Genomic DNA, 22963 nt, shown 5'->3' with positions numbered 1-22963 from the left:
TGGCTTTGGCCACGCGCGCCTCCCGACTGGTCCGGGGGCTATCTAGCCAGTTCCAACGGCGCTGCGCAAATGCAGATCAGGACTGACGTTCCATCTGTTCCAGCATCTTCTTGGCGCGCTTGCACTGAAGCTGATCGCGCAGGGGGCTGTTCGGGTCTACATCCTTTTGGCAGACCACGCATTTATCCGCGCCCGAGATCGCGTTCAGACCACCGCAGCTGCCCTTGATGGTCTTACCCATCAGCATCACACCCAGCGACATGCCGACCATGACCAGAGACAGAAGAATAAAGGCCAGAATGAAGGTGCTCATGTCGGTTCCTACCGGTCAGTTGGTTCCCAGGGCGGCTTTGAACGCGCTGCTGTGGACGGTTATATAGGCATCGTCGCCGCCTGTCACATCGCGCGAGATGAAATACACGGCAAGTTTATGCTGTTCGGCCAGTTCCAGACCCTTTTCCTGCCCCAGCGCCAGCATCGCGGTTGCCCAGGCATCGGCCATCATCGCGTTTTCGGCCAGAACCGTGACCGAGGTCGTGCGATGCGTGATCGGACGCCCGGTGGTCGGGTCGATGATATGCGAATAGCGCACGCCATCCTGCTCGAAGAAGTTCTTGTAATCGCCCGAGCTGGCCATGCCGCGATCATCCAGTGACACGATCAGCTGCACGCTCTGCGATCCGGCCTCGGGCTTTTCGATACCGATCCGCCAGGCCTCGCCCTGATCGTTCTGGCCCTTGGTGACCAGATCGCCGCCGATTTCGACCAGATAATCCTCGATCCCCGCATCCTGCAGGGTTTCGGCCACCGCATCGATGCCATAGCCCTTGGCAATCGCTGACAGGTTGATCCCGACAGACGGATCAGATTTCGCCAGCGTGCCGGCCGAGGCATCCAGCGTCAAAAGTCGCGCCTGCCCCACACCATTCAGGGCGGCCTGAATATCGGCATCCGATGGCACCGGGTCTTCGGGCTTGCGCGGGCCAAAGCCCCAAAGCTCGATCAGCGGGCCAAGTGTGACGTCGAAAGTACCGCCGGTTTTCTCATGCACATCATTTGCCGCCGCCAAGACCAACGCGAATTCGTCAGAGATCGCCACCGGGTCGGTGCTGGTTGAGGCCGAGAAGGTCGAAACCTCGGAATTCGGGTCCCAGTTCGACATCTTGGCGTTGACCTCGGCCAGTGCCTGTTCGACCGATGCGGCCAGCGCGGCCTCGTCCAGATCCTCGCCAATTGCGGTGATGTTGAAGGTCGTGCCCATCGTCTCGCCCGACAGGCGCACCACGTCGGGTTCCTTGTCGAACAGGCAGCCGGTCAGAAAGGATGCAAGGGCCAGTGCAGACAACAGACGCATGGATCGGTCTCCGGGGAAAATCAGTGCCCGGCATATGCCAGCGCCCCCTGTCAGAGTCAAACCGGCTTCACAGCTTCAGCGGCAAAAAGCCCAGCACCAAAAGGCCGATCCCCGCCGGAAGCCCGAACAGCCACGCGCGTTTCTGCCAACCCTCGGGCTGTTGTTTCCACGCCATGCGGAAATTATGGCCACAGACGACCACCGCAAAGAAGATCAGCGCCGCGATGGGGGGTGTCAGGTACAGATCGCTCACAAGGTCAGACTCCGGGTTTTCGCCGATCAGGGCATTTGCACCCTATACAGGCCATTTAGCTGCGCTAAGGTAAAAGGGAAAGACACTGCAAGAACCAAGAAGGAGATTGCCCATGGCCCCAACCTCTTACCAGGCACCGATGCGCGGCGACAAAGACAAAAAGACGACGCACAGCCAAACGACGGGGTCCAATCTGGCGCAGTCACAGACGACCGTGGCCAAACTGCTTGAGGGCAAGGGCGACTCGGTGTTTTCAGTGCGCCCGAACGAGACGATCCATTCCGTGGTCAACACCCTGAAAGAAAAGCGGATCGGGGCTGTTCTGGTAACCGATCAGAACGGCGCGCTGCAGGGGATTCTGTCGGAACGCGACATCGTGCGCCGGATGGCGGACACGCCCGGCCAGACCCTGCCGCAATCGGTCGAGGATCTGATGACGCGCGAGGTCAAGACCTGCTCGCCCGATGATCCGTTGAACGAAGTTCTGAAAACGATGACCGAGGGCCGGTTCCGCCACATGCCGGTCCTGCGCGATGGCAACCTGTGCGGCGTGATCACAATCGGCGACGTGGTGCATTTCCGCCTTAAAGAACTGGAATACGAAGCGCTGCGCATGAAGCAGATGATTGTCGGTTAGGTCGAGGTAAACCGCACCCCGCCCCTGAATATCTCAGCCGCCGTCAGGCGGCTGGTGGAATAGGCCCCGGTATCGATTGAGACAACCCCGTTCTGCGCCCGCGCGTGAGCGACAATCGTGTGCCCATGCACAACCCATTGCCCGTCCTGTCTGGCCTGAACCCGGAACATCGGATGCCCCCACAGGCAAATCTGGCGCAATTGCGCGTCCAGCGCCTTGCGCGGGTCCAAAGCGGCGTGGACAACCGTGACATTCCCGCTGGTCCAGCTGAGCGGGCGGTTTGACAGCCAGTTCAGCAACTCATTCCCCATGGCTTGCCGAAGCTCTTCGGCCACGGCAACGGCCTGTTCGCCTTCTGTCACCTCGACCCCGCCTGCAACTCCGAACGAGTTCAGCGTCTCAACCCCGCCGTTTTGCTGCCAAAGGTGACCCACACGCTTTGGGTCTTCGACAAAACGCAACAGCATCTCTTCGTGATTGCCCAGCAAACAGATGATCCGCCCGCCCGAGGATTCGCTGAGGTGGTGCAGGTGATGCAGAACCTGTGCGCTGCTGTCGCCGCGATCCACGTAGTCGCCGACAAACACCCATGGACACGTATTATCCAGACGAGGCAGTAGATCCTGTAACAGGTCCAGCCGCCCGTGAATGTCCCCGATTGCGATGAACCGCTCCTCGGGCGCGATTTCCGGCGCGTCAACCTCTGCGGTCTGCGCGACACCCTGCCCAAACAACCCTTTGATCCAGTTCCTAACCATCACAGTCTTTCACTACCCGGCCTGATGCGTTCCGACAATCGGCAATTCCGGGCCATGGCACGATGTTGACCAATCCGGTTGCAGATTTGCTATGACGGATAAAAGGGAGATTCTACTTGACCTTGCAGCAAGGAGAGTATCCCTGATGCCTAGGGTTTTATTGTGTTCGAGGGTTTTATGAAGCGAGTTTTGATTACCGGTACGGCGGGTTTCATCGGGTTCCATCTGGCCAAGCTGCTGCTGTCAGAAGGGTTCCGCGTGCATGGCTATGACGGGATGACCGACTATTACGACGTCACCCTGAAACAGCGCCGCCATCAGATGCTGATGCAGACGCCGGGCTTCACCGCGACCGAGGCCATGCTGGAAGACCACGACCAACTGATGAAAATCGCCGATGAGTTTCAACCCGAAGTCATCGTGCACCTCGCCGCCCAGGCCGGTGTCCGCTACAGCCTGGAAGAACCGCGCAGCTACATAAACTCCAATGTTGTCGGCACCTTCAACGTGATGGAGGTTGCGCGTGTGCATAAGGTCGATCACCTGCTGATGGCCTCGACTTCGTCGGTCTATGGCGCGAATGAGGATATGCCCTTTACCGAGGTCGAAAAGGCCGACACGCAGCTGACCATCTACTCGGCCACCAAAAAGGCGAATGAGGCGATGGGCCATTCCTACGCGCATCTGTGGGACCTGCCGACCACCATGTTCCGCTTTTTCACCGTCTATGGCACCTGGGGACGGCCCGATCTGGCGCTTTATAAATTTGTTGATGCGATTCTGGATGATCGTCCGATCGACATCTACAACCATGGTGACATGTATCGCGACTTCACAAATGTGAACGATCTTGTCCGTGGCATCCGATTGTTGATCGATGTGCCTCCGGTCCGGCCCGCCAGCGCGGATGAGATCGAGGACGGCGACAGCCTGTCCCCGGTTGCGCCCTATCGGGTCGTCAATATCGGCAATGGCGACAAGGTGCGCCTGATGGACTTCGTGGAAGCCATCGAAGAGGCGGTGGGCAAAGAGGCGATCCGCAATTACATGCCGATGCAGATGGGCGATGTTCCCGCCACTTGGGCCAATACGGACCTGCTGCAACGCCTGACCGGTTACCGCCCGCAAACCGATTTCAAGGATGGAATCGCCCGCTTTGTCGAGTGGTTCCGAGAATATCACGGCAAATAAGGGACAAAGCTTGATGCTGGACACAAACCCGGATGCCCGCAAGATCGCTGTTATTGGGCTGGGCTATGTCGGCCTGCCGCTGGCCGTGGCCTTTGGCAAGATCGGTCCGGTCGTCGGCTTTGACATCAACCAGCCGCGCATCGACGCCTTGCGCGGCGGCAATGATGCCACGCAAGAGGTCGAGCCCGAAGATCTTGCCGCCGCCTCAGGGCTGAGCTTTACCACCAACGTCTCGGATCTGGCCGACTGTGACACCTATATCGTCACCGTGCCCACCCCGATTACACCGGGCAAACGGCCGGACCTGTCGCCTTTGCTGGCAGCGTCCGAAACGGTGGGCGGGGTTCTGAAACCCGGCGATCTGGTGATCTACGAATCCACTGTCTATCCCGGCGCGACCGAGGAAGACTGTGTGCCGGTGCTGGAACGCGCCTCGGGCCTGCGGTTCAACGCCGATTTCTATGCAGGCTACAGCCCTGAACGGATCAATCCCGGCGACAAGACCCATCGGATTGCGGATATCTGCAAAGTCACCTCGGGCTCGACCCCCGACGTGGCAGATCTGGTCGATGCGCTTTACGCGCGGATCATCACCGCCGGAACCCACAAGGCCGAGAGCATCCGCGTGGCCGAGGCCGCAAAGGTCATCGAGAACACGCAACGTGATCTGAACATTGCCTTGGTGAACGAACTTGCGATGATCTTCGGCCGGATGGAAATCGATACCGAGGCCGTTCTGCGTGCCGCAGGCACCAAGTGGAACTTTCTGCCCTTCCGCCCCGGTCTGGTCGGTGGGCATTGTATCGGCATCGACCCCTATTACTTGACCCACAAGGCCGAGGCGGTGGGGCACCACCCTCAGATCATCCTCGCCGGGCGGCGCCTGAATGACGGGATGGGCGGTTATGTGGTGTCGCAACTGATCAAGCGGATGACGCGCGACGGTATCAATGTCGGCGCGGCGCGGGTTCTGGTGCTGGGGCTGACCTTCAAGGAAAACTGCCCGGACCTGCGCAATACACGCGTGGTTGATATTATTGAGGAACTGCAAAGCTATGGCGTCAGCGTCGATGTGCACGACCCGCATGCCGACCCGGCAGCCGCGCAGGCGGAATATGGTCTGTCCCTGATCGATACGCCACAGGACGGGGCCTATGATGGCGTCATTCTGGCCGTCGCGCATGAAGAATACAAAACGCTCGATCCGGGCCAATTCCGCGCCTATGGCAAAGCGCAAAGCATCGTCTATGACATCAAATCCTGCCTGCCGCGTGAGGCCAGCGATCTGAGGCTTTAGGCCTAAACCCGACAAGCCTTGGGGGCCTCAAGCCCCCAAGCTTGCAAAATGGGGCCGCTTTCAGTATATACATCCATATATACCGGAGGTCCAAATGATCGAAACCAAGATCCGCAAGGTCGGAAACTCGGCCGTTATGACATTGTCGACCGAAATGCTGACTATCCTTGATGCCAAGGAAGGGGACACCCTTTTTGTGCTGCGCGGGGATGATGGCACGTTGAAAGTCATGGCGCATGACCCTTCGGTGGCCGAGGCGCTGGCCGCGGCTGAGGTCGTCATGGATGAAAACCGCGACCTTCTGCAGGCCTTGGCTTGAAGCCGCGGATCTGGGTTCCGCTGGCCGCAGTCATCGCCATTCACGACCGACAAATCTCGCGCCATGGCGGTGCGCCCGGTATGCGCGACCGGGCGCTGTTGGAGATGGGCTGCGCAAGGGCGATGAATCTGGCGGCCTATGAGGACGCCGATCTGGCGGCAATCGCAGCGGCCTATGCGTTCGGCATCGCCAAGGCCCATGCGTTCATCGACGGCAACAAACGCACGGCTTTCGTCACCGCCCTGACCTTTCTGAGGCTCAATGGATATGCCTTCCTCCCCGACCCGGTCAAAGGTGTCCAGATGATGGAGGACCTTGCAGCGGGTCAGGTTGACGAGACGGAATTTGCGGCCTGGCTGAAGGCTGGCTGGACACAGACCTAAGCCGTCTCGGCAATTGCTCAAGACCACCAAAAAGCAAAGCCCCGCTGCGAATGAGCGGGGCTTTTCTATCTTGGTCCTGCGTTAAACTTACCCGCCGAAATCGTCGAGCATGATGTCTTCGCGATCCACGCCCAGATCCAGCAGCATGTTGATGACCGACTGGTTCATGATTGGCGGGCCACACATGTAGAACTCGCAATCCTCGGGCGCGGGATGGTTCTTGAGGTATTCGTCGAACAGAACATTGTGGATAAAGCCGGTGTAGCCTTTCCAATCGTCCTCGGGCTGAGCATCCGAAAGCGCCACGTGCCATTCGAAATTGTCGAACTCCTCGGCCAGCTGATCGAAATCCTCGACAAAGAACATCTCTTTCTTCGAACGCGCACCGTACCAGAAGGTGATCTTGCGGTTGCGGTTCTCAAGACGCTTGAGCTGGTCGAAGATATGGCTGCGCATGGGCGCCATACCGGCACCACCGCCGATGAAGACCATCTCTTTCTCTGTCTCGCGGGCGAAGAACTCACCAAACGGACCCGAGATCGTCACCTTATCACCCGGTTTCAGGTTGAAGATATACGACGACATTTGACCGGCGGGGATCCCTTCGGAGCCCGGAGGTGGCGAAGCAACCCGGACGTTCAGCATGATCATGCCCTTTTCATCCGGATAGTTGGCCATCGAATAGGCGCGTTCGATCGGCTCATTCACGACGGACTCGTATTGCCACAGATTGAAGCGGTCCCAATCCTCGCGATACTCTTCCTCAACGTCGAAATCGGTGTATTTCAACTGGTGCGCGGGGGCCTCGATCTGGATGTAACCACCGGCGCGGAAGTTCACATCCTCGCCTTCGGGCAGGTCCAGCGTCAGTGCCTTGATGAAGGTGGCCACGTTCTCGTTCGAGCGAACGGTGCATTCCCACTTCTTGACGCCAAAGACCTCTTCCGGGACTTCGATCTCCATATCCTGCTTGACCGCAACCTGACAGGACAGGCGGTCGCCGCAGGATGCCTCGCGCTTGGTGATGTGGCTTTCCTCGGTCGGCAGGATCGACCCGCCACCCGAATGCACACGCACCCGGCATTGCGCACAAGTACCGCCGCCGCCGCAAGCGGAAGGAACGAACAGTTTCTCGGCCGCCAGCGTTTGCAGCAGCTTGCCACCCGCCGGAACGGATACGGTTTTCTCACCGTTGATCGTGATGTTGACGTTACCGGTCGACACCAGGCGCGAGCGGGCGGCCATGATGATGGCAACCAGTCCCAGAACGATCAGAGTGAATAGGATGACGCCTAAGCTAAAGGTTTCCATTGCGCCCTCCTTACAGTTTCACGCCCGAGAAGGACATAAAGGCCATAGCCATCAGTCCCGCGGTGATGAAGGTGATGCCAAGACCCTGCAAGCCGTCCGGAATGTCCGAATATTTCAGCTTTTCGCGCACACCCGCCATCGCGGTGATCGCCAGCGCCCAGCCAAAGCCCGAAGACAGACCATAGGTCGCCGCCTCGGCAAAGTTATAGTCGCGCTCCACCATGAACAGCGAGCCACCAAGGATGGCGCAGTTCACCGTGATCAGCGGCAGGAAGATCCCCAGCGCGTTGTAAAGCGGCGGGAAATACTTATCCAGGATCATCTCGAGGATCTGAACCATCGCCGCGATGACACCGATATACGAGATCAGGCCAAGGAAGGTCAGGTCCACATCCGGGAACCCGGCCCAGGCCAGCGCGCCCGGTTTCAGCAGGTAGTTCAGCAGCAAGTTGTTGGCAGGCACGGTGATCGCCTGAACCAGCATCACCGAAATCCCCAGACCCAGCGCTGTCGAGATCTTCTTCGAAACGGCGATGAAGGTACACATCCCCAGAAAGAAGCTGAGCGCAAGGTTTTCGACAAAGATGGCCTTTACGGCCAGTGAGATCAGACCTTCCATCAGTGGGCCTCTACCTGCTGAATTTTGTATTCACGCTCTTCCACCTGGTTCGGCTTCCATGTGCGGAAGGCCCAGATGATCAGACCGATGATGAAGAACGCCGACGGGGGCAGCAGCAACATGCCGTTGGGCACGTACCAGCCACCGTTGTTGACGGTCTCCAGAATGGTGACGCCAAACAGCGACCCGGCGCCGAACAGCTCACGAATGAAGCCGACCAGCAGCAGGATCAGACCATAGCCCATGCCGTTGCCCATGCCGTCGATGAAGGACGCGACCGGGGGGTTCTTCATCGCAAACGCCTCGGCGCGGCCCATCACGATACAGTTGGTGATGATCAGGCCAACGAAAACCGACAGGGTTTTCGAGATCTCAAACGCGTAAGCCTTGAGGATCTGGTCCACCAGGATCACCAGCGAGGCGATGATCACCATCTGCACGATGATCCGGATCGAGCCCGGGATCTGGTTGCGCAGGCACGAGATGAAGAAGGACGAGAACGAAGTCACGAAGATCACCGCCAGCGCCATCACCATCGACACCTGCAGCGACGAGGTCACCGCCAGCGCGGAACAGATGCCCAGCACCTGCAAGGTGATCGGGTTGTTGTCGACAAGCGGGTCGACCAGCATCTCTTTCTTGGTCTGAGACATTAGAACTCTCCTGCTTGCAGCTTGGCCAGGAACGGAGCGTAGCCCGCGTCGCCCATCCAGAATTTCACCAGGTTATCGACACCCACCGAGGTCAGGGTCGCCCCCGCCAGCGCGTCGATATAGAAATCAGGTCCGGCCGCAGGCTGGGATTTCGACACGGTGATCTGCAGATCGCCATTGTCATCGCGCAGCTTTTTACCGTTCCACAGCGCCTTCCAGCGGGGGTTGTCCACCTCGGCCCCAAGGCCCGGGGTTTCGCCATGCTGATAGAATTGCAGACCGTAGATATCGTTGCCGTTATTTTCCAGCGCGATAAAGCCATAGAGCGTGGACCACAGGCCATAGCCGTGCAGCGGCAGGATCACCTTGTCCAGATCGCCCGCATCGTCGCGCAGCAGGTAGATTACGCGATACTTCGACTTGCGGCCAATACCAGCCGGGTCATCGTCCAGCGCAACGCTCAGCTCAGGATCGCTGGCGGCGGCAATGTCGTCGAAGGTGGCCGGGTCGAACTGGTCATCGACGAAATCGCCGGTGGACAGTTCCACAACATGCGGCTCGAACGCGGCGAAAGCTTCGGTCACGTCGGTGCCCGGCTCATAAACGCCTGCCACCTGCAACACGTTGATCTGCTTGTCCTTCAGGCGGTTGACCTCTTGCACCGGGCGCAGGCTGACCGCCGCGGCTGAGACAACCATCGAGGCGACAAGACAGACGGCGACCGCGATGAAGATCGTCTTGCCGACCGAATCCGGCGAGGCCGCCAGAAACTTGGCAATCGCGCCTTTGGGTTCTGGGGATTGCGTATCAGACATGGCGACGCGCCCTCCGTTTGATGTTGGCCTGAACGACGAAATAGTCGATCAGCGGTGCAAAGACGTTGCCGAACAGAATGGCCAGCATCATGCCTTCGGGGAAAGCCGGGTTGATGACACGGATCATCACAACCATGACACCGATCAGCGCACCATAGATATAGCGGCCCATGTTGGTGTGGCTGGCCGAGACCGGCTCGGTCACCATGAAGGCCAGACCGAAGGCGTAGCCGCCGATGACGATGTGCCAATACCATGGCATCGCAAACATCGGGTTGGTGTCGGAACCGATCAGGTTCAGCAGCAGGGTAAAGCCAATGGTGCCCGCCAGACAGCCGATGATCAGGCGATAGTTGGCTATCCGCGTGGCCAGCAGGAAGGCCAGACCGATCATACAGGCCAGCGTCGAGGTTTCGCCAAAGCTGCCCTGAATCGAGCCAAAGAACGCATTCCACCAGGTGATGCCATCAGCGGCCAGCGCCTGAAAGCCCTGCGAGGCCGAGACGGACAGAGCAGTGGCGCCCGAGAACCCGTCAACCGGTGTCCAGACCGTGTCACCGGACATGCTGGCTGGATAAGCGAAATACAGGAACGCCCGGCCCACCAGAGCAGGGTTGAGGAAGTTCTTGCCGGTGCCGCCAAACACCTCTTTCCCGATCACAACGCCGAAGATGATCCCCAGCGCCACCTGCCACAAGGGCGCAGTAGCTGGCATGATCAGCGTGTAAAGCATTGAGGTGACAAGGAAACCTTCGTTTACCTCATGTCCACGCACGGTGGCAAAGATGACCTCGAAGATACCGCCTGCAACCAGCGTCACGATGTAGATCGGCAGGAAATACATCAGCCCGTGCATCACATTGGCAAAGACGCTGGAGGGGTCCAGCGAAATCCCAAACATCTGCAACAGCGCAATCCGCCATCCGGTCGCCGAGTCAGGCCCCAGCGCAGCAATGGCCGAGTTCGCCTGATAACCGGTGTTATACATCCCCCACAGGATACAGGGGATTGTCGCGAACACGACATAGGTCATGATCCGCTTCATATCGATATACGACCGCGCATGCGGCGCGACGGTGGTTACGGTTTTCGGAGTGTAGATAAAGCTTTCCACCATCTCGTAGATGGGGAAGTACTTCTCGTACTTGCCGCCCTTGGTAAAGTTCGGCTCGATCCGATCAAAGAAGCTGCGCAAACCCATTTGGCTCAGCCCTCCTTTTCAATCTTGGTCAGGCAGTCGCGCAGCGCCAGCCCGTATTCATATTTCGCCGGACAGGCAAAGCCGACAAGGCCCAGATCCTCTTCGTCCAGCTCCAAAGCACCCAGCGCCTGCGCGGTATCGGTGTCCATCACCAGCAGCGCGCGCAGCAGCTGTGTCGGCAGGTAGTCCTGCGGCATCAACTGCTCAAACGTGCCGGTCGGAACCATAGCCCGGCGTCCGCCATTCAGGTTCGAGGTCAGCGGAAACAGCTTCTTGGCAAGGGCAGAGCCCAGAACCGGCTGCACCGCGAATTTCGACGGCATCGGAAGGATCCAGCCCAGCGTGTGCTGGTCGTGATCTTCGCGAATGATCGAGATCTGGCGGGCAAAGCGCCCCAGATAAGCGGTCGGTCCATCGGCCTGCGTTCCCGACAGGATCGAGCCCGAGATGATCCGGGGCGTGCCCTCGACATTGACCTCGTCCCGGGTCAGATCGTCGGTTGAGGCACCCATGACGGTACGGATCAGGCGCGGCTGACGCGCGCAGGGGCCGCTGATCGCGATGACGATATTCGGGTCCAGATGACCGGTCTGCACCAGACGACCGATGGCGATCACGTCCTGATAGCCGATGGTCCAGACCTGTTTGTCGCCTGCCAGAGGTTCAAGGAAGTGGATATGCGTACCAGCCAGACCTGCCGGGTGCGGGCCCGCGAAGGCGGCGGCTTCAACACCGGGCGCATCCGCACCGGGAACGCTGTCGCCGTCCTTGTGGCAGAGATACGTCTTGCCCTCGGTCAGTTTTGCAATGGCCCCAAGACCCGCAGCAAACGCATCCCCCGCATCCGCAATGATCACAGCGGCATCTGCGGCCAGAGGTTCGGAATCCATCGCCGTCACGAAGATTGCAGCGGGTTTGGTTCCGGGTTCGGGCATTTTCGAATAGGGCCGCGTGCGGAACGCGGTCCACAAACCGGCGGCGCACAGCTTTTCGGTCACACCTTCGGCACTGTCGACATTGCCAACCCCCGAGAAATCGACGCCCGCATCATTGGGGTCCGATACCTCGATCACCACACTTTGCAGCACGCGGCGCGCACCGCGATTGATTGCCACGACCTTGCCGGTCAGCGGGGCCACCATCATCGCATCGGGCGCATCCTTGTGACAGAACAAGGGCGTGCCGCGTTGAACAGCATCCCCTTCCTGCACCAGCATGCGTGGTTTGAGCCCCAGATAATCTGCGCCCAACGCCGCTACGGTTTTGAATTCCGGCCCCGGATGGATTTTCTGTTCAGGCGCACCCTGAACCGGCAATTCCATCCCCTTCTTCAGTTTGAAAGTTTGCATGTCGCTACTGTCTTCCAAGCCTCTTTACCTGCGCCGACCATCTCTGCCATCGGGTCATGGCCCGAGATAGCGCGAATTGTCTCATCCAAGGGAGGGCAAAAGCGCCATTTCCCTGCCAAAATCCGCTGGCGTTCTTTCGATCACGGACCCTTTACGCGCGCCTGTCGCGAAACGCAAACCTGTTACCGCCGAAAATGCGGAAACCCTATCACTTTCTGTGTGAACAGGCACAATGGCAGCAATCTAGCATAAAAAAAACCGTGTCGCGCCCGGTTTCTATCCGGTGTAAGCAACGGAAATGACAACATCTGACCAGTTCGAGATCTTTTTGGCGGCGACCCCGGGCCTCGAGGCGCCGCTCTGTGACGAAGCCGTTCAGAACGGATTCGCAAACGCCCATCGCGTGGCCGGCGGCGTCAGTTGCCGGGGCGACTGGTCCGAGGTCTGGCGCGCCAATCTGTGCCTGCGCGGGGCAAACAAGGTTCTGGTCCGGATCGGCAGTTTCCCCGCTGTTCATCTGGCACAACTGGACAAACGCGCCCGCAAATTTCCATGGGCCACATTCCTGCGCCCCGACATCCCCGTGAAGGTGGAGGCCACTAGCCGCAAGTCGCGCATCTATCATGCCGGGGCCGCGCGCCAGCGCATTGAACGCGCCATCTCGGAAACGCTGGGCGCACCGATTTCATCCGAGGCAGACCTGCGCGTCATGCTGCGCATCGAAAAAGACGTCTGCACCCTGTCGCTGGATACCTCGGGCGAGCCTTTGCACAAACGCGGTCACAAACCCGCCATCGCCAAGGCGCCGATGCGCGAGACCATGGCTGCCATGTTCCTGCGCAATTGCGGCTATGATGGGTCCGAACCCGTGCTGGACCCCATGTGCGGCTCGGGCACTTTCGTGATCGAAGCCGCCGAGATCGCCCTTGGCCTGCCCCCCGGCCGCTCGCGCCGGTTTGCGTTTGAAGACCTGGCTTGCTTTGACGCAGAAGCGTTTGACGCGCTGCGCGTAACCGGGCCTGAGGTACAGACGTCCATCAGGTTCTACGGCTCGGACCGGAATGCAGGCGCTATCGAAGCCGCCACCGCGAACGCAGATCAGGCCGGTGTTTCGGACGTGGCCCAATTCACCCAACGCGCGGTCAGCGACATAAAACCACCCGAAGGCCCCGCCGGGCTGGTCATCGTCAACCCACCTTACGGAGCCCGCATCGGCGATGAAAAACGCCTCAGGTCGCTTTACGGCAGCCTGGGCAAGACGCTGCTGTCGCGCTTCTCGGGCTGGCGCGTTGGGATCGTGACCAGCAATCCTTCTCTCGCCCGATCCACCCGCTTGCCTGATTTGTCCGCCGGGCCAGTGGTCGATCACGGCGGCACGAAAATCAAACTCTACCAATCCGGCCCGCTGCCCTAAAGGCCCGCATAGCTGCGTTCATCCCGCGCGCCTGCCTATTCCAGTTGCCCGCGAGATATAGAAATATCCCTCTTGCACATCCCAAACACCGGGTATAGACCCGCCGCCACGGTCGGAGTGTAGCTCAGCCTGGTAGAGCACTGTCTTCGGGAGGCAGGGGTCGGAGGTTCGAATCCTCTCACTCCGACCAAACCAAAGTTGTCCCGTAATTACGCAATCATTTTGCTTGCAGAGCTGCCGTTGCGTGTTTCGGTGGTGCTTGAGTCCTATGCTCCTTGTCCACCAGCCCCCTTCGCAAGTGGTCCGCCGTGAACCGGCAACCATAAGAAAGTTCGGTGCCTACTGCCTTGACGCAGTAGCTCGAGCGCAGTGCAAGATGTTTCGACAGCTTTGCGGACGCAGCCGAAGCCTTATTTTTGTGCTTTGTAAAACGGACGTTTAGAGCGGCGCAACAAAGAACGCAGGGGCTTTCTCGCCTTTGCTAAGACTCGCCTCAAATGCGCGGGCGGTGTCGAGGGCTTCGCGGATTGTCACGTCCATATCGAGGTAGCGATAGGTTCCCAACCGGCCTACGAACGTCACTCCGTCCGTTGAACGAGCAAGATCAACGTAGGATCCGAGCAACTCCTTTTCCGTCACCTGACGGATTGGATAGTAAGGCGTGTCACCGGGTTCTGCCAATCGAGAGAACTCGCGATAGCAGACCGAGCTTTCGTGCTGTTCCCATGGGGCAAAATGCTTGTGCTCGGTGATACGGGTATAGGGCACGTCCTCGTCACCATAATTCATGACCGCACAGCCTTGGTAATCCCCATCATAGTCAAACCGTTCGAAATCAAGCGTGCGATAGCCAAGGCGCCCCAACTGGTAGTCGAAATACCCGTCAAGCGGCCCCGAATAGAACACATGATCGTAGTCTGCGCCCATATCCTTGGTGAACTGGGTGTTCAGATGCACGGTGATCCCGGGATGATCCAGAATGGCCCCGATCATCGCGCTGTAACCGTTTTCCGGCATCCCCTGAAAGCGATGAAAGAAATAATTGTCGTCGTAATTAAACCGGACCGGCAATCTTTTCAGGATGGATGCCGGTAATTCCGACGGATGAAGGCCCCATTGCTTTTTCGTGTAACCCTTGAAAAACGCTTCGTACAAATCCTTGCCGACAAAGCGCAGCGCCTGTTCCTCGAATGTCTGGGGGTCGTCGATACTGGTGTCTGCTTGCTCTTGCGTGATGAAAGCTTCAGCCTCATCCGGGCGCAGGGTTTTGCCGAAGAACTGGTTGATCGTGTGCAAGTTGATCGGCAGCGAGAATACGCCCCGTTTGCCGTCCGCGTCGCGCGACGTGGTTTTGACGCGGTTCTTGTAAGGCAGGAAGGTCTCGAACCGGTTTACGTAATCCCACACCTCGGCGTCGTCTGTGTGAAAGATATGGGGCCCGTAGACATGCAGCAGCACACCGGTTTTTTCATCGCGGGCCGTGTGGCAATTTCCGCCAATGTGATCCCGCGAGTCGACGACGGTGACATCATGGCCCGCCTCTGCCAGGTGCCGACCGATTACAGCGCCGGACAAGCCCGCGCCAACCATCAAATATTTTCCAGACATTCCCGGCCTTCTCGGTTTCTGTTGGCGGTATGTGTCGATATTTGATTGCAGAATATCTTGCAACCAGAGTCTTGTTGGGCCCCTTCCACCGATGCACTCTGCCCTCGCATTGCTGTTCCCGCTCAGGTCTTTTTGGAAATTGTCGTCATATCCAACGGTTTGCTCAGCTGTCGCCGCGCGATTTTGAATATCCCGGCGCGGGCCTCGCTGGCGCTGCGAAAACGCGGCAGAACCGACATCCAGCCCCGGCACATGCGCCAGCCCACCTGTACCCGGCCCGAGATTGGCTGACCGCCCTGCAATATCCCGGCAAAGACAATCGGGACCGTGCGGCGAGACAGATCGAACATCTCTTTCAAGACCGCCTCTTCCTCTTCCGAGCTCAGGTTGCCCGTCTCAGCCATCACCGCCTTCAGGTTCTTGCCGATGGGTCGGGTATGATGCATTGCAATCCCGTCCAGAATGGCAGTGCGATATGCTCCGGCCTCGTCCCAGCGGCACCAGATATAGTCCAGACCATAGCCGCTCATCGTACCGCGGAACAAAGGCAGGGCCTTCCTGAGAACATCTCGATGCAGACAGGGGGCCATGATCTCGATGTAGTTGGTGTATCGCAGCACAAATCCGGGGCATTGGCTGAATACGAAATGCGAGAAGTAGCTTTCGGGGCTGAGCGAAGGCTGCGCGATCCTCAGACCATGCGTGTTCATCGCATCAAACAACGCGTTCACATCCTGCGCGCTGATGTCCAGATCGTCATCGGGCAGCCAGTAGAAATCATACGCATCCAAATCCCGGTCTGACAGGGTTGCGAACAGCCCGTCCCACTTCCCGCCCTTGATCAGAACCGCCTCGACCCCAGGCTCCGGCTGGAACGCCGCAAAAGCCTCGTCCGAGAAAAAACTGATCAGAAGGTCATAGTTCCGGTCTTCATAGGGAATCTCCGTCCAACGGGTGTGGAGGGATTTGCCGCCCGCACGGACGACGACAAGGTTCTTTTTCATATACGGTTCCGAAGCGTGTTATCCGTGCGCAGCAAGGGGCCCAGCCCTTCAATCATCTCTGGCTTCAGAGGATGGCTGAGCCGCCCGTAGGTGTACTTGATCTGGTACAACAGGTTCCGCACGAACCGGCCGATAGACGACTCGCTTTTCTTGCTGGTGCGGCAGGCTTCAATGTTGCTGTCAAACACCCCACGCTCGGCCACCATCTGCTCCGCCAGGGTCAGGATCGGGACTTTGTGTTCCCAATAGAATTTGAGATCGATGTCCACAGGTCGCGCAAACGGCGCGTGTACCCGAAGCAATTGTGCCGCAGCTCGGCGCCCCAGAATATAACCCGTGGTTCTGGGCGGCAGACAATCCGACAAGACAAGGTTCTGATCCGCAAAGGGTTTCAGTATCTGATTATTGCGGCCAGAAACGCCATCCAGTTTGATCATGACATCTTCAAAGCATTCGGAACATTTTGACAATGCACTCAGAAAGGCCGTCGGGTCCTGCACAAAAGTCGCATCGTCCTCCAGCACCAGAACAACGTGATCTTCGGACTCTGCTATAGCTTGCCAGATTTGCCGATGCCCAAGCGCACAGGCCACTTCGTTTGCGCTGAGGGGACGTTTGAACTTGCTTCGGTTCATGTCCGCGTCATAGTAACGACCCAGGTCGGTTTCGTTCAGCTGATCACCGGCAAGGGCGTCCGAAAATTCATACTGCAAACCCAGGCGCGCAAGTTCGTCTTCGCAGGAGCGTCGCCGGTCTACGTCTTTTGGCAGACTAAGAATTACGGCTTTGATCGACACTTGCTTTCACCTAATCAAATTTGCCGGGGTTCTAAGGGCCATACATGACATTCACAAGCGTTAAAACGGCACCTGCATGCGCCGTTGGGTGCGCTGAGCCCAATGGCGGTTTTCTGCTGAACAACAAGCCCGGCGTAAATACTCAGAAGCCCGTCCCCCAAAGATGCACCGCGATAGGCCAATCTCAGGCTATCACACTGAAACTGCTTATTCAAATTTCGAATTACGCTTGGTGAGATGCAATAATACTTGCGCTGAGCGGAGGCTAAATCAGACCGCCCCAAATAGCGCCCGGCAACGGCTTTCCTTTGTAATATTGGGTGATCGGCGTGACCGATAAGACACATAATACCGGAAGACCAACTGATTCCTTGCGCATTCATATGCTGCGCATACGGGGTAAACGACATTATGCCGACCTCTTGCAACTCTGCTCGATCATTCCTAGCTGAGCATCCCTACGCGGCGAATATTGCCGTCATACGCTCGTCCATCGAAAACGGTCACTCTGTCACGTGAGACAATCTGCCCTTTAGGCAGAAATGATTATAGGTTATCTGAGCGAGCGCATGGTTTCATGATCTGGAGAATGCAATGATTAAGCGCGCCTGGAATGAATGGCGATCCGGCTATATGGGTCGCCTGATGGGCGAAAGTTTGCGGGCTCAGGGCTGGATGTACGCTGTCGCAATTGTTGCGATGATCATCGTGGCAGCCACCACTGCCGGGTCGGCCTATATGATGGAATACATCGTAGATGCCATGACCAGCCCCGAGATGCGCGAATGGGCCCCATTGATTGCGCTTGGCGTCATCGGGTTGTTCCTGGCCAAGGCGGTGGCTTCGTTCGTGCAGGCGGTTTACCTTGCGCGGGCGGGGAACCGGATTGTCGCGTCGCAACAGCAAAAAGTGTACCGGAAATTGATCCGGCATGGCGTTGGTTTCTTTGGCAAGAATGAATCCTCCGGACTTCTGATGCGAACGACAAATGGCGCGCAGGCCGCCCGTAAACTGATCGACGTTCTGGTGACCGGCTTCATTCGCGATGCCCTTACGTTGTTGGGGCTGGTTATCGTCATGGTCTATCAGCAACCGCTGTTGTCCGTCATGTTCCTGATCGTGGGCCCCGTTGCCTTGTTGGGTGTCCGGTACCTTCTGAAAAGTGTCCGGACGATTATGAAGGCCGAATTCAAATCGATGGCCGAGATCATCCGCGTACTTCAGGAAACCTCTGCCGGGATCCGGGTCATCAAGGTGCTTTCGCTGGAAGATCGCATGACCGAGCGGATGGATACCGCCGTTCGGAAAGTTGAAAAACGCGCCAATGACATTGCCCGTCTACAGGCCATTGCAAGCCCGCTGATGGAATTCCTCGCGGGCTTGGCGATTGCAGGCATCCTGATTGTCAGCACCCTTGGCATTGCCGGAACCGAGCAGCCCACCGCCGGCCAGCTGATGTCCTTCATCACCGCCTTGCTGATGGCCTATGAACCCGCAAAGCGACTGTCGAAAATGCGCGTCCAGATCGAGGCAGCCATGGTCGGCGTAGGCCTCCTGTTCGGCCTGCTTGACCAGAAGGATACCATGATCGAAAGCCCAGACGCCGAGGATTTGCCTGACGGGCCAGGTGAGATCGCGCTAAAGAACGTGAAGTTTGGCTACCAGGGCTCGATCTCGGTGATCGACGACATGAATGTGACCTTCGAAGCCCGCAAGACCACGGCTCTGGTCGGTCAGTCCGGCGGCGGGAAATCCACGATTTTCGGTCTTATCATGCGCTTCTATGACCCGCAGGAGGGTACCGTGGAGATCGACGGCCACGATGTGCGCCTCGCAAGCTTCGACTCTCTGCGCAAGAAGATCTCCTATGTGGGCCAGGACACGTTCCTGTTCTCGACCACCGTCATGCAAAACCTGCGCTTCGCGGCGCCGGATGCGACAGATGAGGAGATCTATGACGCCGCCCGCGCCGCCTATGCGCATGACTTCATCTCGGAACTGCCGGATGGCTACGACACGATGGTGGGTGAGAACGGTGCATTCCTGTCTGGCGGTCAAAAACAGCGATTGGCAATTGCCCGCGCCATCCTGCGCAAAGCGGAAATTCTACTTCTGGACGAGGCGACCAGCGCACTTGATGCCGAATCCGAAAACCTTGTGCGCGAAGCGTTGGATTCCCTGACCAAAGACATGACCGTGATCGTCATTGCGCACCGTCTGTCGACGGTTCTGGAGGCGGACAAGATCATGGTGGTTCAGGATGGCTCGGTTGTCGAACAGGGCAATCTGGACGAGCTGATGGCCCGCGAAGGCAGCTTCCGCAAGCTGTTTGACCAGCAGTTCAAGAAGGGCAACGAAAAAGCGGCGATTGCCGGGTGAGTATCCGGGCCTCGGTCTGTTCCCGAGGCCCGGAACACTAACGCTGGTCGCAGGGCACTAGGGCAGATCGTCCAGCAACATCGGATAAAGCAGATTGCCCGCCTGTGGCCCGGCTCCCAGATAATCGACCCATTGATCCGTCGACTCATTATAGCGGCGATAACGTTCGATCTTGTCGTATAGACCGTTCACGATGGTCTGCTGTTCCGAGATCGGCAGGCGCACCCAGTCATCCTCGGTAATTGCCATGATCTGCGATTTGTAGGGCAGATCCGCTAGATATTCGTCCAGCGCCACCGCCTCGGCCAGGCTGGGATCGGACTGGCGCGACACCTGATCGGGTCGGCGGCTCATATCCGCGGCCACACCCAGAACCTGCGTAAAGAACTGATCGGGGTTCACCACGTTGCGCTCGGCCTGATCCACGATGATACGCAGGGCCTCTTCCAGATTGCTCAGATCGGCCTTGGATATCAGCAGCCGGATCGACAGCGGTTTCAGGCCCGTGCGGTCAAAATCACGGTCGGCCACGTAAGCCTCGAACAGATCGGGCGCTTTCGCGCCCTCGGTCCGGCCCAGATAAGCCAGTTGCATGGTGCGGCTGGCGGTGTTCAGACCGCTGAACAGCCCGCCTTCACTTTCGTCGATGATCGCGTCCTCGTTCAGCAGCTCATCGCCACCGCTGCGCCGATAGGATGACGCCTGCTGCGCCACGAACTGTCCCAGCTGACGGGCGGTGTCCTTGTAGATGGCCGGATCGCCGTTTTCGATCGGGAAATACAACGGCGCGGAGTTCGGGAAAGCGGTCAGTTGCTTATAGGCTGCCTCGGCCGAGGGGTGATCTTTTGCCCCGCGCTCGGTCCGCAAGTGCATGACCGCCATGGCCCCGCCAATGCGTTCACGGATCAGCCGGTTCAGGCTTTCCGCGCTGAGGCCGGTGGACGAGTATTCGTCATCGAACTCACGAGGCCCGGCATCGGTGACCAGCACGATAAACCGGCTGCCGAACTCACCCCAGTCCATATCCTGCAACGCATGTTCGATGCCACGATAGCTGTCTTCGCGGAAGTTCTTGCTGCTGGATTCGGCCTCCTGCATCTGGTCGATACCGGCCAGAAAATTCTCGACATTCAGGCCCTGTTCCAGATCGACAAAGGTTTTGACGTCATACCCCAGCCCCGGAGCCGCCTGCAGGCTGTCGCGATAGCCCACAAGCCCAAAGCTAAGCGCATTAGCCGCGTCCGAGGATGCCGCCTGACGATATACTTCCTGCAGCGCATCCCGTGTGGCGCGGATATAGGGCTCCATCGAAATTGTTGTATCGACGACAAACACCACCGCTGTTTTCAGATCACCCGTCGCGTCGGGGCTGGTCACGTCCGGCAGGTTCGGCGCGTTGGCGCTGGCCACGGCAACCTGCAACAGATTGACGAAGGGGCCGATATCGAACACCGCCTCTTCGGTGGACAAGATCGGCATGACATAGAGGTTCTGCCGCTGGTCAATCGTCTCACGCGGGCCAAGGGCGATCACGGTTTCCGACGGCGTGCCGCCCTGTTCCGCCGCCAGTGCTTCATCCCGGGCATCCTTGGCCAACCCGGCTGGATTTTCGCTTTCGATGATGTCGTAGATCGGATCGATGTCGTTGAAGAACAGAACCCGCCCCACATTGTCGCTGCCTTCCAGCGTCGCGACGATGTTCTGGTTCCAGTCAACTGTCGCCGTCTGCGGCACCCACATCAGATCGTCACCCTGATCGGTCGCGCCAATCTGCATCCAATCGCCGTCCCGTTCGTAAACAAAGAACACCTGCAAAGGCGACAGGGCGGTGGCGGTTTCTTCACTATCGGGCTCAACCCGCGCGTCGATGCGTTCGCGGATCAGCACCCGTTGGAACAGGCTGGTTTTGCCCTCGATCGGCAGCGGCGATTTCGATTGCGCCAGCACCGGCCCGGTCAGCATCAAGGCAGTTGCAAGAAGGGCTATCCGTTTCAACATCATATCCGTCTCCTCACTCGCCCAAGCGGTTCAGGGCGTCGCGTGCAGGGTCCGAGCCCAGATCAGCCGCACGCTGATAATAGCGCCGCGCCGCAGAAGGGTCGGGGCGCGGGAAGGGTGAAGTTACTGTGCTATGGGTCTTGGGATCGTACATCTCGGCGATCAGGATATTGGCGTCAGCCCTGTCCTGCTGCGGCAGTTCCTGATCATTGCTGATCGCGATCAACGCCCCAAGCGCGGCATCCAGATTCTGTGACCCGCCCGCGGCCAATAGGTCACGAGCCGCAGTCAGAGGGTTGTCGGCAGCGACTGCATCCTGAGCGATGCCCACAGATTCGTTGACTTCAGCCGAGGGGCCACCTGCGCCGTTCAGAACATACCACGCGCCGCCTACAATCACGGCCAATCCAACAACAGCAGCCGCAACAAGGGGCAGTTTGCTGCTACCCGACGCCTCGGGGGTCGCGGCGGGTTGTTTTTCAGGTGCCGCACCAGCCGAGGCGGATTTCTTGGCCCCGCCACTCAGCGCCTTGCGGAACAGGCCGGGCAAATCGGTGGGGCGGTCCTTGGGGTTGGCTTTCAACAACTGCTCCAACGCCCATTTCAGGCCCGGCTCGACCTTGGGATCGGTGATCTTTACGTCCGTCTTGCGATCTTCGACGGCGGCAAACCCCTTACCTTCACCCGGCAGTTTCAGCCCCGATGTCCGCATCAGGACCAGCCCCAGCGCATAGGCGTCGGTGGCGGCTGAGACCTCATTGCCAAACAGGCCCAATTGCTCGGGCGCGCAATAGCGCAGCTTGCCGGCAAAACTGTCGCCGATAATCGACTTGTCCGTACCCACACTGTCCGAGGCGAGACCGAAATCGATGAACTTGGCCTGATTGATATCCTCGTGCGAGATCATGACGTTGTCCGGGGCCACGTCACGATGCACGATGCCCAGCTTGTGAATGGCCTCAAGCCCCTGCGACAGGCGCAAACCCAGTTTCAGAACATCGTCCGAGGACAGCCGCGCGCCCTTCTTCAGGTAGTGCGCCAAAGGGTGACCCGGCACAAACTCCATCACCAGAAACAGACGGCCATCCTTGTCCAGCATCGAGGTTTCGAACCGCACAACCGCATCGCTGCGTACGGTGCGCAGCAGGTTCGCCTCACGCCGGAACAGGTCGACCGCTTTTTTGTTTCTGGCAAAGCTGGGCGTCATGACCTTGATCGCCACCTCATGCCCGCTGGCCCGGTTCAACCCGCGAAAGGTGGCCCCCATGCCGCCTTCGCCCAGCAGGGACTTGATCTCGTAGGTGTCCTGCAGAACGCTGCCGGGTTTCAGGCCAAGTACCGAATGTTCCATGGTCGTCCTTACCTCCGGTTTTTCAGGCTGATGGCGCTGTGTTTGCTAAAGGTGCGGATATCCATGATCTGAAAGCAGATGCCCGCAAACACCAGCGAGGATGTGATCCCGAACACCACGGTCAGAAACGCCGCGATAATGGTCGTTGTATCCGGTCCCAAAGGCGACAGGCGCAGCATGTTCACCGCGATAAAACAGAAAAAAACGATGGATATGCCGGTGGTGATCCAGACCAGCACTTCAAGCGATTTGTTCAATACATCCCGCATTCT

Annotated in this window: 23 protein-coding genes and 1 tRNA gene; 8 read left to right on the top strand and 16 right to left on the bottom strand. The window is 58.6% G+C overall.

The window, feature by feature from the left end:
* Nucleotides 1-76 precede the first annotated feature (76 nt).
* From nqrM to ACR0KJ_RS10630, 3 genes are all read right to left on the bottom strand, one after another.
* Nucleotides 77-313 carry a (Na+)-NQR maturation NqrM gene (nqrM, locus tag ACR0KJ_RS10640; RefSeq protein ID WP_170453907.1) on the bottom strand — a complete coding sequence of 79 codons (237 nt, stop codon included), beginning with the start codon at nt 311-313 and terminating at the stop codon, nt 77-79.
* A 15-nt stretch (nt 314-328) separates the two neighbouring features.
* A complete protein-coding gene (locus ACR0KJ_RS10635; protein WP_480626639.1) occupies nt 329-1354 on the bottom strand; it encodes an FAD:protein FMN transferase in 1026 nt (341 codons plus the stop codon).
* A 67-nt stretch (nt 1355-1421) separates the two neighbouring features.
* On the bottom strand, nt 1422-1607 hold the full coding sequence (locus tag ACR0KJ_RS10630) for a hypothetical protein (RefSeq protein ID WP_170453909.1): 186 nt from the start codon (nt 1605-1607) through the stop codon (nt 1422-1424).
* A 112-nt stretch (nt 1608-1719) separates the two neighbouring features.
* Between ACR0KJ_RS10630 and ACR0KJ_RS10625 the strand changes: the two genes are divergently transcribed.
* Entirely contained in the window at nt 1720-2244 is a 525-nt protein-coding gene (locus tag ACR0KJ_RS10625; RefSeq protein WP_170453910.1) for a CBS domain-containing protein, read from the top strand.
* Here the strand turns inward: ACR0KJ_RS10625 and ACR0KJ_RS10620 are convergent.
* A complete protein-coding gene (locus ACR0KJ_RS10620; protein WP_480626638.1) occupies nt 2241-3002 on the bottom strand; it encodes a metallophosphoesterase in 762 nt (253 codons plus the stop codon). The genes ACR0KJ_RS10625 and ACR0KJ_RS10620 overlap by 4 nt on opposite strands.
* 177 nt (nt 3003-3179) lie before the next feature.
* On the opposite strand from ACR0KJ_RS10620, the gene ACR0KJ_RS10615 reads away from it, so the two are divergent.
* From ACR0KJ_RS10615 to ACR0KJ_RS10600, 4 genes are all read left to right on the top strand, one after another.
* The gene (locus ACR0KJ_RS10615) at nt 3180-4193 is read left to right on the top strand and encodes a GDP-mannose 4,6-dehydratase (protein WP_170453911.1); all 1014 of its coding nucleotides are present in this window, start codon (nt 3180-3182) and stop codon (nt 4191-4193) included.
* A 13-nt stretch (nt 4194-4206) separates the two neighbouring features.
* On the top strand, nt 4207-5490 hold the full coding sequence (tviB, locus tag ACR0KJ_RS10610; protein ID WP_480584862.1) for a Vi polysaccharide biosynthesis UDP-N-acetylglucosamine C-6 dehydrogenase TviB: 1284 nt from the start codon (nt 4207-4209) through the stop codon (nt 5488-5490).
* A gap of 94 nt (nt 5491-5584) precedes the next feature.
* On the top strand, nt 5585-5809 hold the full coding sequence (locus ACR0KJ_RS10605; protein WP_170622240.1) for an AbrB/MazE/SpoVT family DNA-binding domain-containing protein: 225 nt from the start codon (nt 5585-5587) through the stop codon (nt 5807-5809).
* Nucleotides 5806-6192: a type II toxin-antitoxin system death-on-curing family toxin gene (locus ACR0KJ_RS10600; RefSeq protein WP_480584865.1), complete on the top strand. Its 387-nt coding sequence runs from the start codon at nt 5806-5808 to the stop codon at nt 6190-6192. The genes ACR0KJ_RS10605 and ACR0KJ_RS10600 overlap by 4 nt, the downstream gene beginning before the upstream one ends.
* An 87-nt stretch (nt 6193-6279) precedes the next feature.
* On the opposite strand, the gene nqrF is transcribed toward ACR0KJ_RS10600, so the two are convergent.
* The 6 genes from nqrF to ACR0KJ_RS10570 are packed head-to-tail and all read right to left on the bottom strand — an operon-like array spanning nt 6280 to nt 12140.
* Complete coding sequence (gene nqrF / locus ACR0KJ_RS10595) at nt 6280-7503, bottom strand: NADH:ubiquinone reductase (Na(+)-transporting) subunit F (RefSeq protein ID WP_480626637.1); 1224 nt, start codon at nt 7501-7503, stop codon at nt 6280-6282.
* A gap of 10 nt (nt 7504-7513) precedes the next feature.
* Nucleotides 7514-8122 (bottom strand): NADH:ubiquinone reductase (Na(+)-transporting) subunit E, encoded by a 609-nt coding sequence (gene nqrE, locus ACR0KJ_RS10590; protein ID WP_170453916.1) that lies wholly within the window; start codon nt 8120-8122, stop codon nt 7514-7516.
* Nucleotides 8122-8775: an NADH:ubiquinone reductase (Na(+)-transporting) subunit D gene (locus ACR0KJ_RS10585; RefSeq protein WP_152460184.1), complete on the bottom strand. Its 654-nt coding sequence runs from the start codon at nt 8773-8775 to the stop codon at nt 8122-8124. Before ACR0KJ_RS10585 ends, nqrE begins: the two co-directional genes overlap by 1 nt.
* Nucleotides 8775-9590 carry a Na(+)-translocating NADH-quinone reductase subunit C gene (locus ACR0KJ_RS10580; RefSeq protein WP_170522537.1) on the bottom strand — a complete coding sequence of 272 codons (816 nt, stop codon included), beginning with the start codon at nt 9588-9590 and terminating at the stop codon, nt 8775-8777. The genes ACR0KJ_RS10585 and ACR0KJ_RS10580 overlap by 1 nt, the downstream gene beginning before the upstream one ends.
* The gene (locus ACR0KJ_RS10575; RefSeq protein ID WP_170622244.1) at nt 9583-10791 is read right to left on the bottom strand and encodes an NADH:ubiquinone reductase (Na(+)-transporting) subunit B; all 1209 of its coding nucleotides are present in this window, start codon (nt 10789-10791) and stop codon (nt 9583-9585) included. Before ACR0KJ_RS10575 ends, ACR0KJ_RS10580 begins: the two co-directional genes overlap by 8 nt.
* A gap of 5 nt (nt 10792-10796) precedes the next feature.
* Entirely contained in the window at nt 10797-12140 is a 1344-nt protein-coding gene (locus ACR0KJ_RS10570; RefSeq protein ID WP_480626636.1) for a Na(+)-translocating NADH-quinone reductase subunit A, read from the bottom strand.
* Between the two features lie 298 nt (nt 12141-12438).
* On the opposite strand from ACR0KJ_RS10570, the gene ACR0KJ_RS10565 reads away from it, so the two are divergent.
* Together ACR0KJ_RS10565 and ACR0KJ_RS10560 are read left to right on the top strand one after the other, a co-directional pair.
* Nucleotides 12439-13554, top strand: a complete 1116-nt coding sequence (locus ACR0KJ_RS10565) for a THUMP domain-containing protein (protein ID WP_170453920.1) — start codon at nt 12439-12441, stop codon at nt 13552-13554.
* Between the two features lie 113 nt (nt 13555-13667).
* A tRNA-Pro gene (locus ACR0KJ_RS10560) sits at nt 13668-13744 on the top strand.
* Nucleotides 13745-13992: 248 nt separating this feature from the next.
* On the opposite strand, the gene glf is transcribed toward ACR0KJ_RS10560, so the two are convergent.
* From glf to ACR0KJ_RS10545, 3 genes are all read right to left on the bottom strand, one after another.
* On the bottom strand, nt 13993-15162 hold the full coding sequence (gene glf, locus ACR0KJ_RS10555; RefSeq protein WP_480626635.1) for a UDP-galactopyranose mutase: 1170 nt from the start codon (nt 15160-15162) through the stop codon (nt 13993-13995).
* A gap of 122 nt (nt 15163-15284) precedes the next feature.
* Nucleotides 15285-16166, bottom strand: coding sequence for a hypothetical protein (locus ACR0KJ_RS10550; RefSeq protein WP_480584879.1), 882 nt, complete (start codon nt 16164-16166; stop codon nt 15285-15287).
* The gene (locus ACR0KJ_RS10545) at nt 16163-16963 is read right to left on the bottom strand and encodes a glycosyltransferase family 25 protein (protein ID WP_170453922.1); all 801 of its coding nucleotides are present in this window, start codon (nt 16961-16963) and stop codon (nt 16163-16165) included. The genes ACR0KJ_RS10550 and ACR0KJ_RS10545 overlap by 4 nt, the downstream gene beginning before the upstream one ends.
* A gap of 594 nt (nt 16964-17557) precedes the next feature.
* Here ACR0KJ_RS10545 and ACR0KJ_RS10540 point away from each other — a divergent pair.
* Entirely contained in the window at nt 17558-19342 is a 1785-nt protein-coding gene (locus ACR0KJ_RS10540; protein WP_170453923.1) for an ABC transporter ATP-binding protein, read from the top strand.
* A 57-nt stretch (nt 19343-19399) separates the two neighbouring features.
* On the opposite strand, the gene ACR0KJ_RS10535 is transcribed toward ACR0KJ_RS10540, so the two are convergent.
* The 3 genes from ACR0KJ_RS10535 to ACR0KJ_RS10525 are packed head-to-tail and all read right to left on the bottom strand — an operon-like array spanning nt 19400 to nt 22960.
* Nucleotides 19400-21343 (bottom strand): vWA domain-containing protein, encoded by a 1944-nt coding sequence (locus ACR0KJ_RS10535; RefSeq protein ID WP_170453924.1) that lies wholly within the window; start codon nt 21341-21343, stop codon nt 19400-19402.
* 10 nt (nt 21344-21353) lie between these two features.
* On the bottom strand, nt 21354-22691 hold the full coding sequence (locus tag ACR0KJ_RS10530) for a serine/threonine-protein kinase (protein ID WP_170453925.1): 1338 nt from the start codon (nt 22689-22691) through the stop codon (nt 21354-21356).
* A gap of 8 nt (nt 22692-22699) precedes the next feature.
* On the bottom strand, nt 22700-22960 hold the full coding sequence (locus tag ACR0KJ_RS10525; protein ID WP_170453926.1) for a hypothetical protein: 261 nt from the start codon (nt 22958-22960) through the stop codon (nt 22700-22702).
* Nucleotides 22961-22963 lie beyond the last annotated feature (3 nt).

The sequence above is a fragment of the Ruegeria sp. AD6 genome, assembly GCF_056542325.1.
This window is presented reverse-complemented; position numbering and strand designations above follow the sequence as displayed.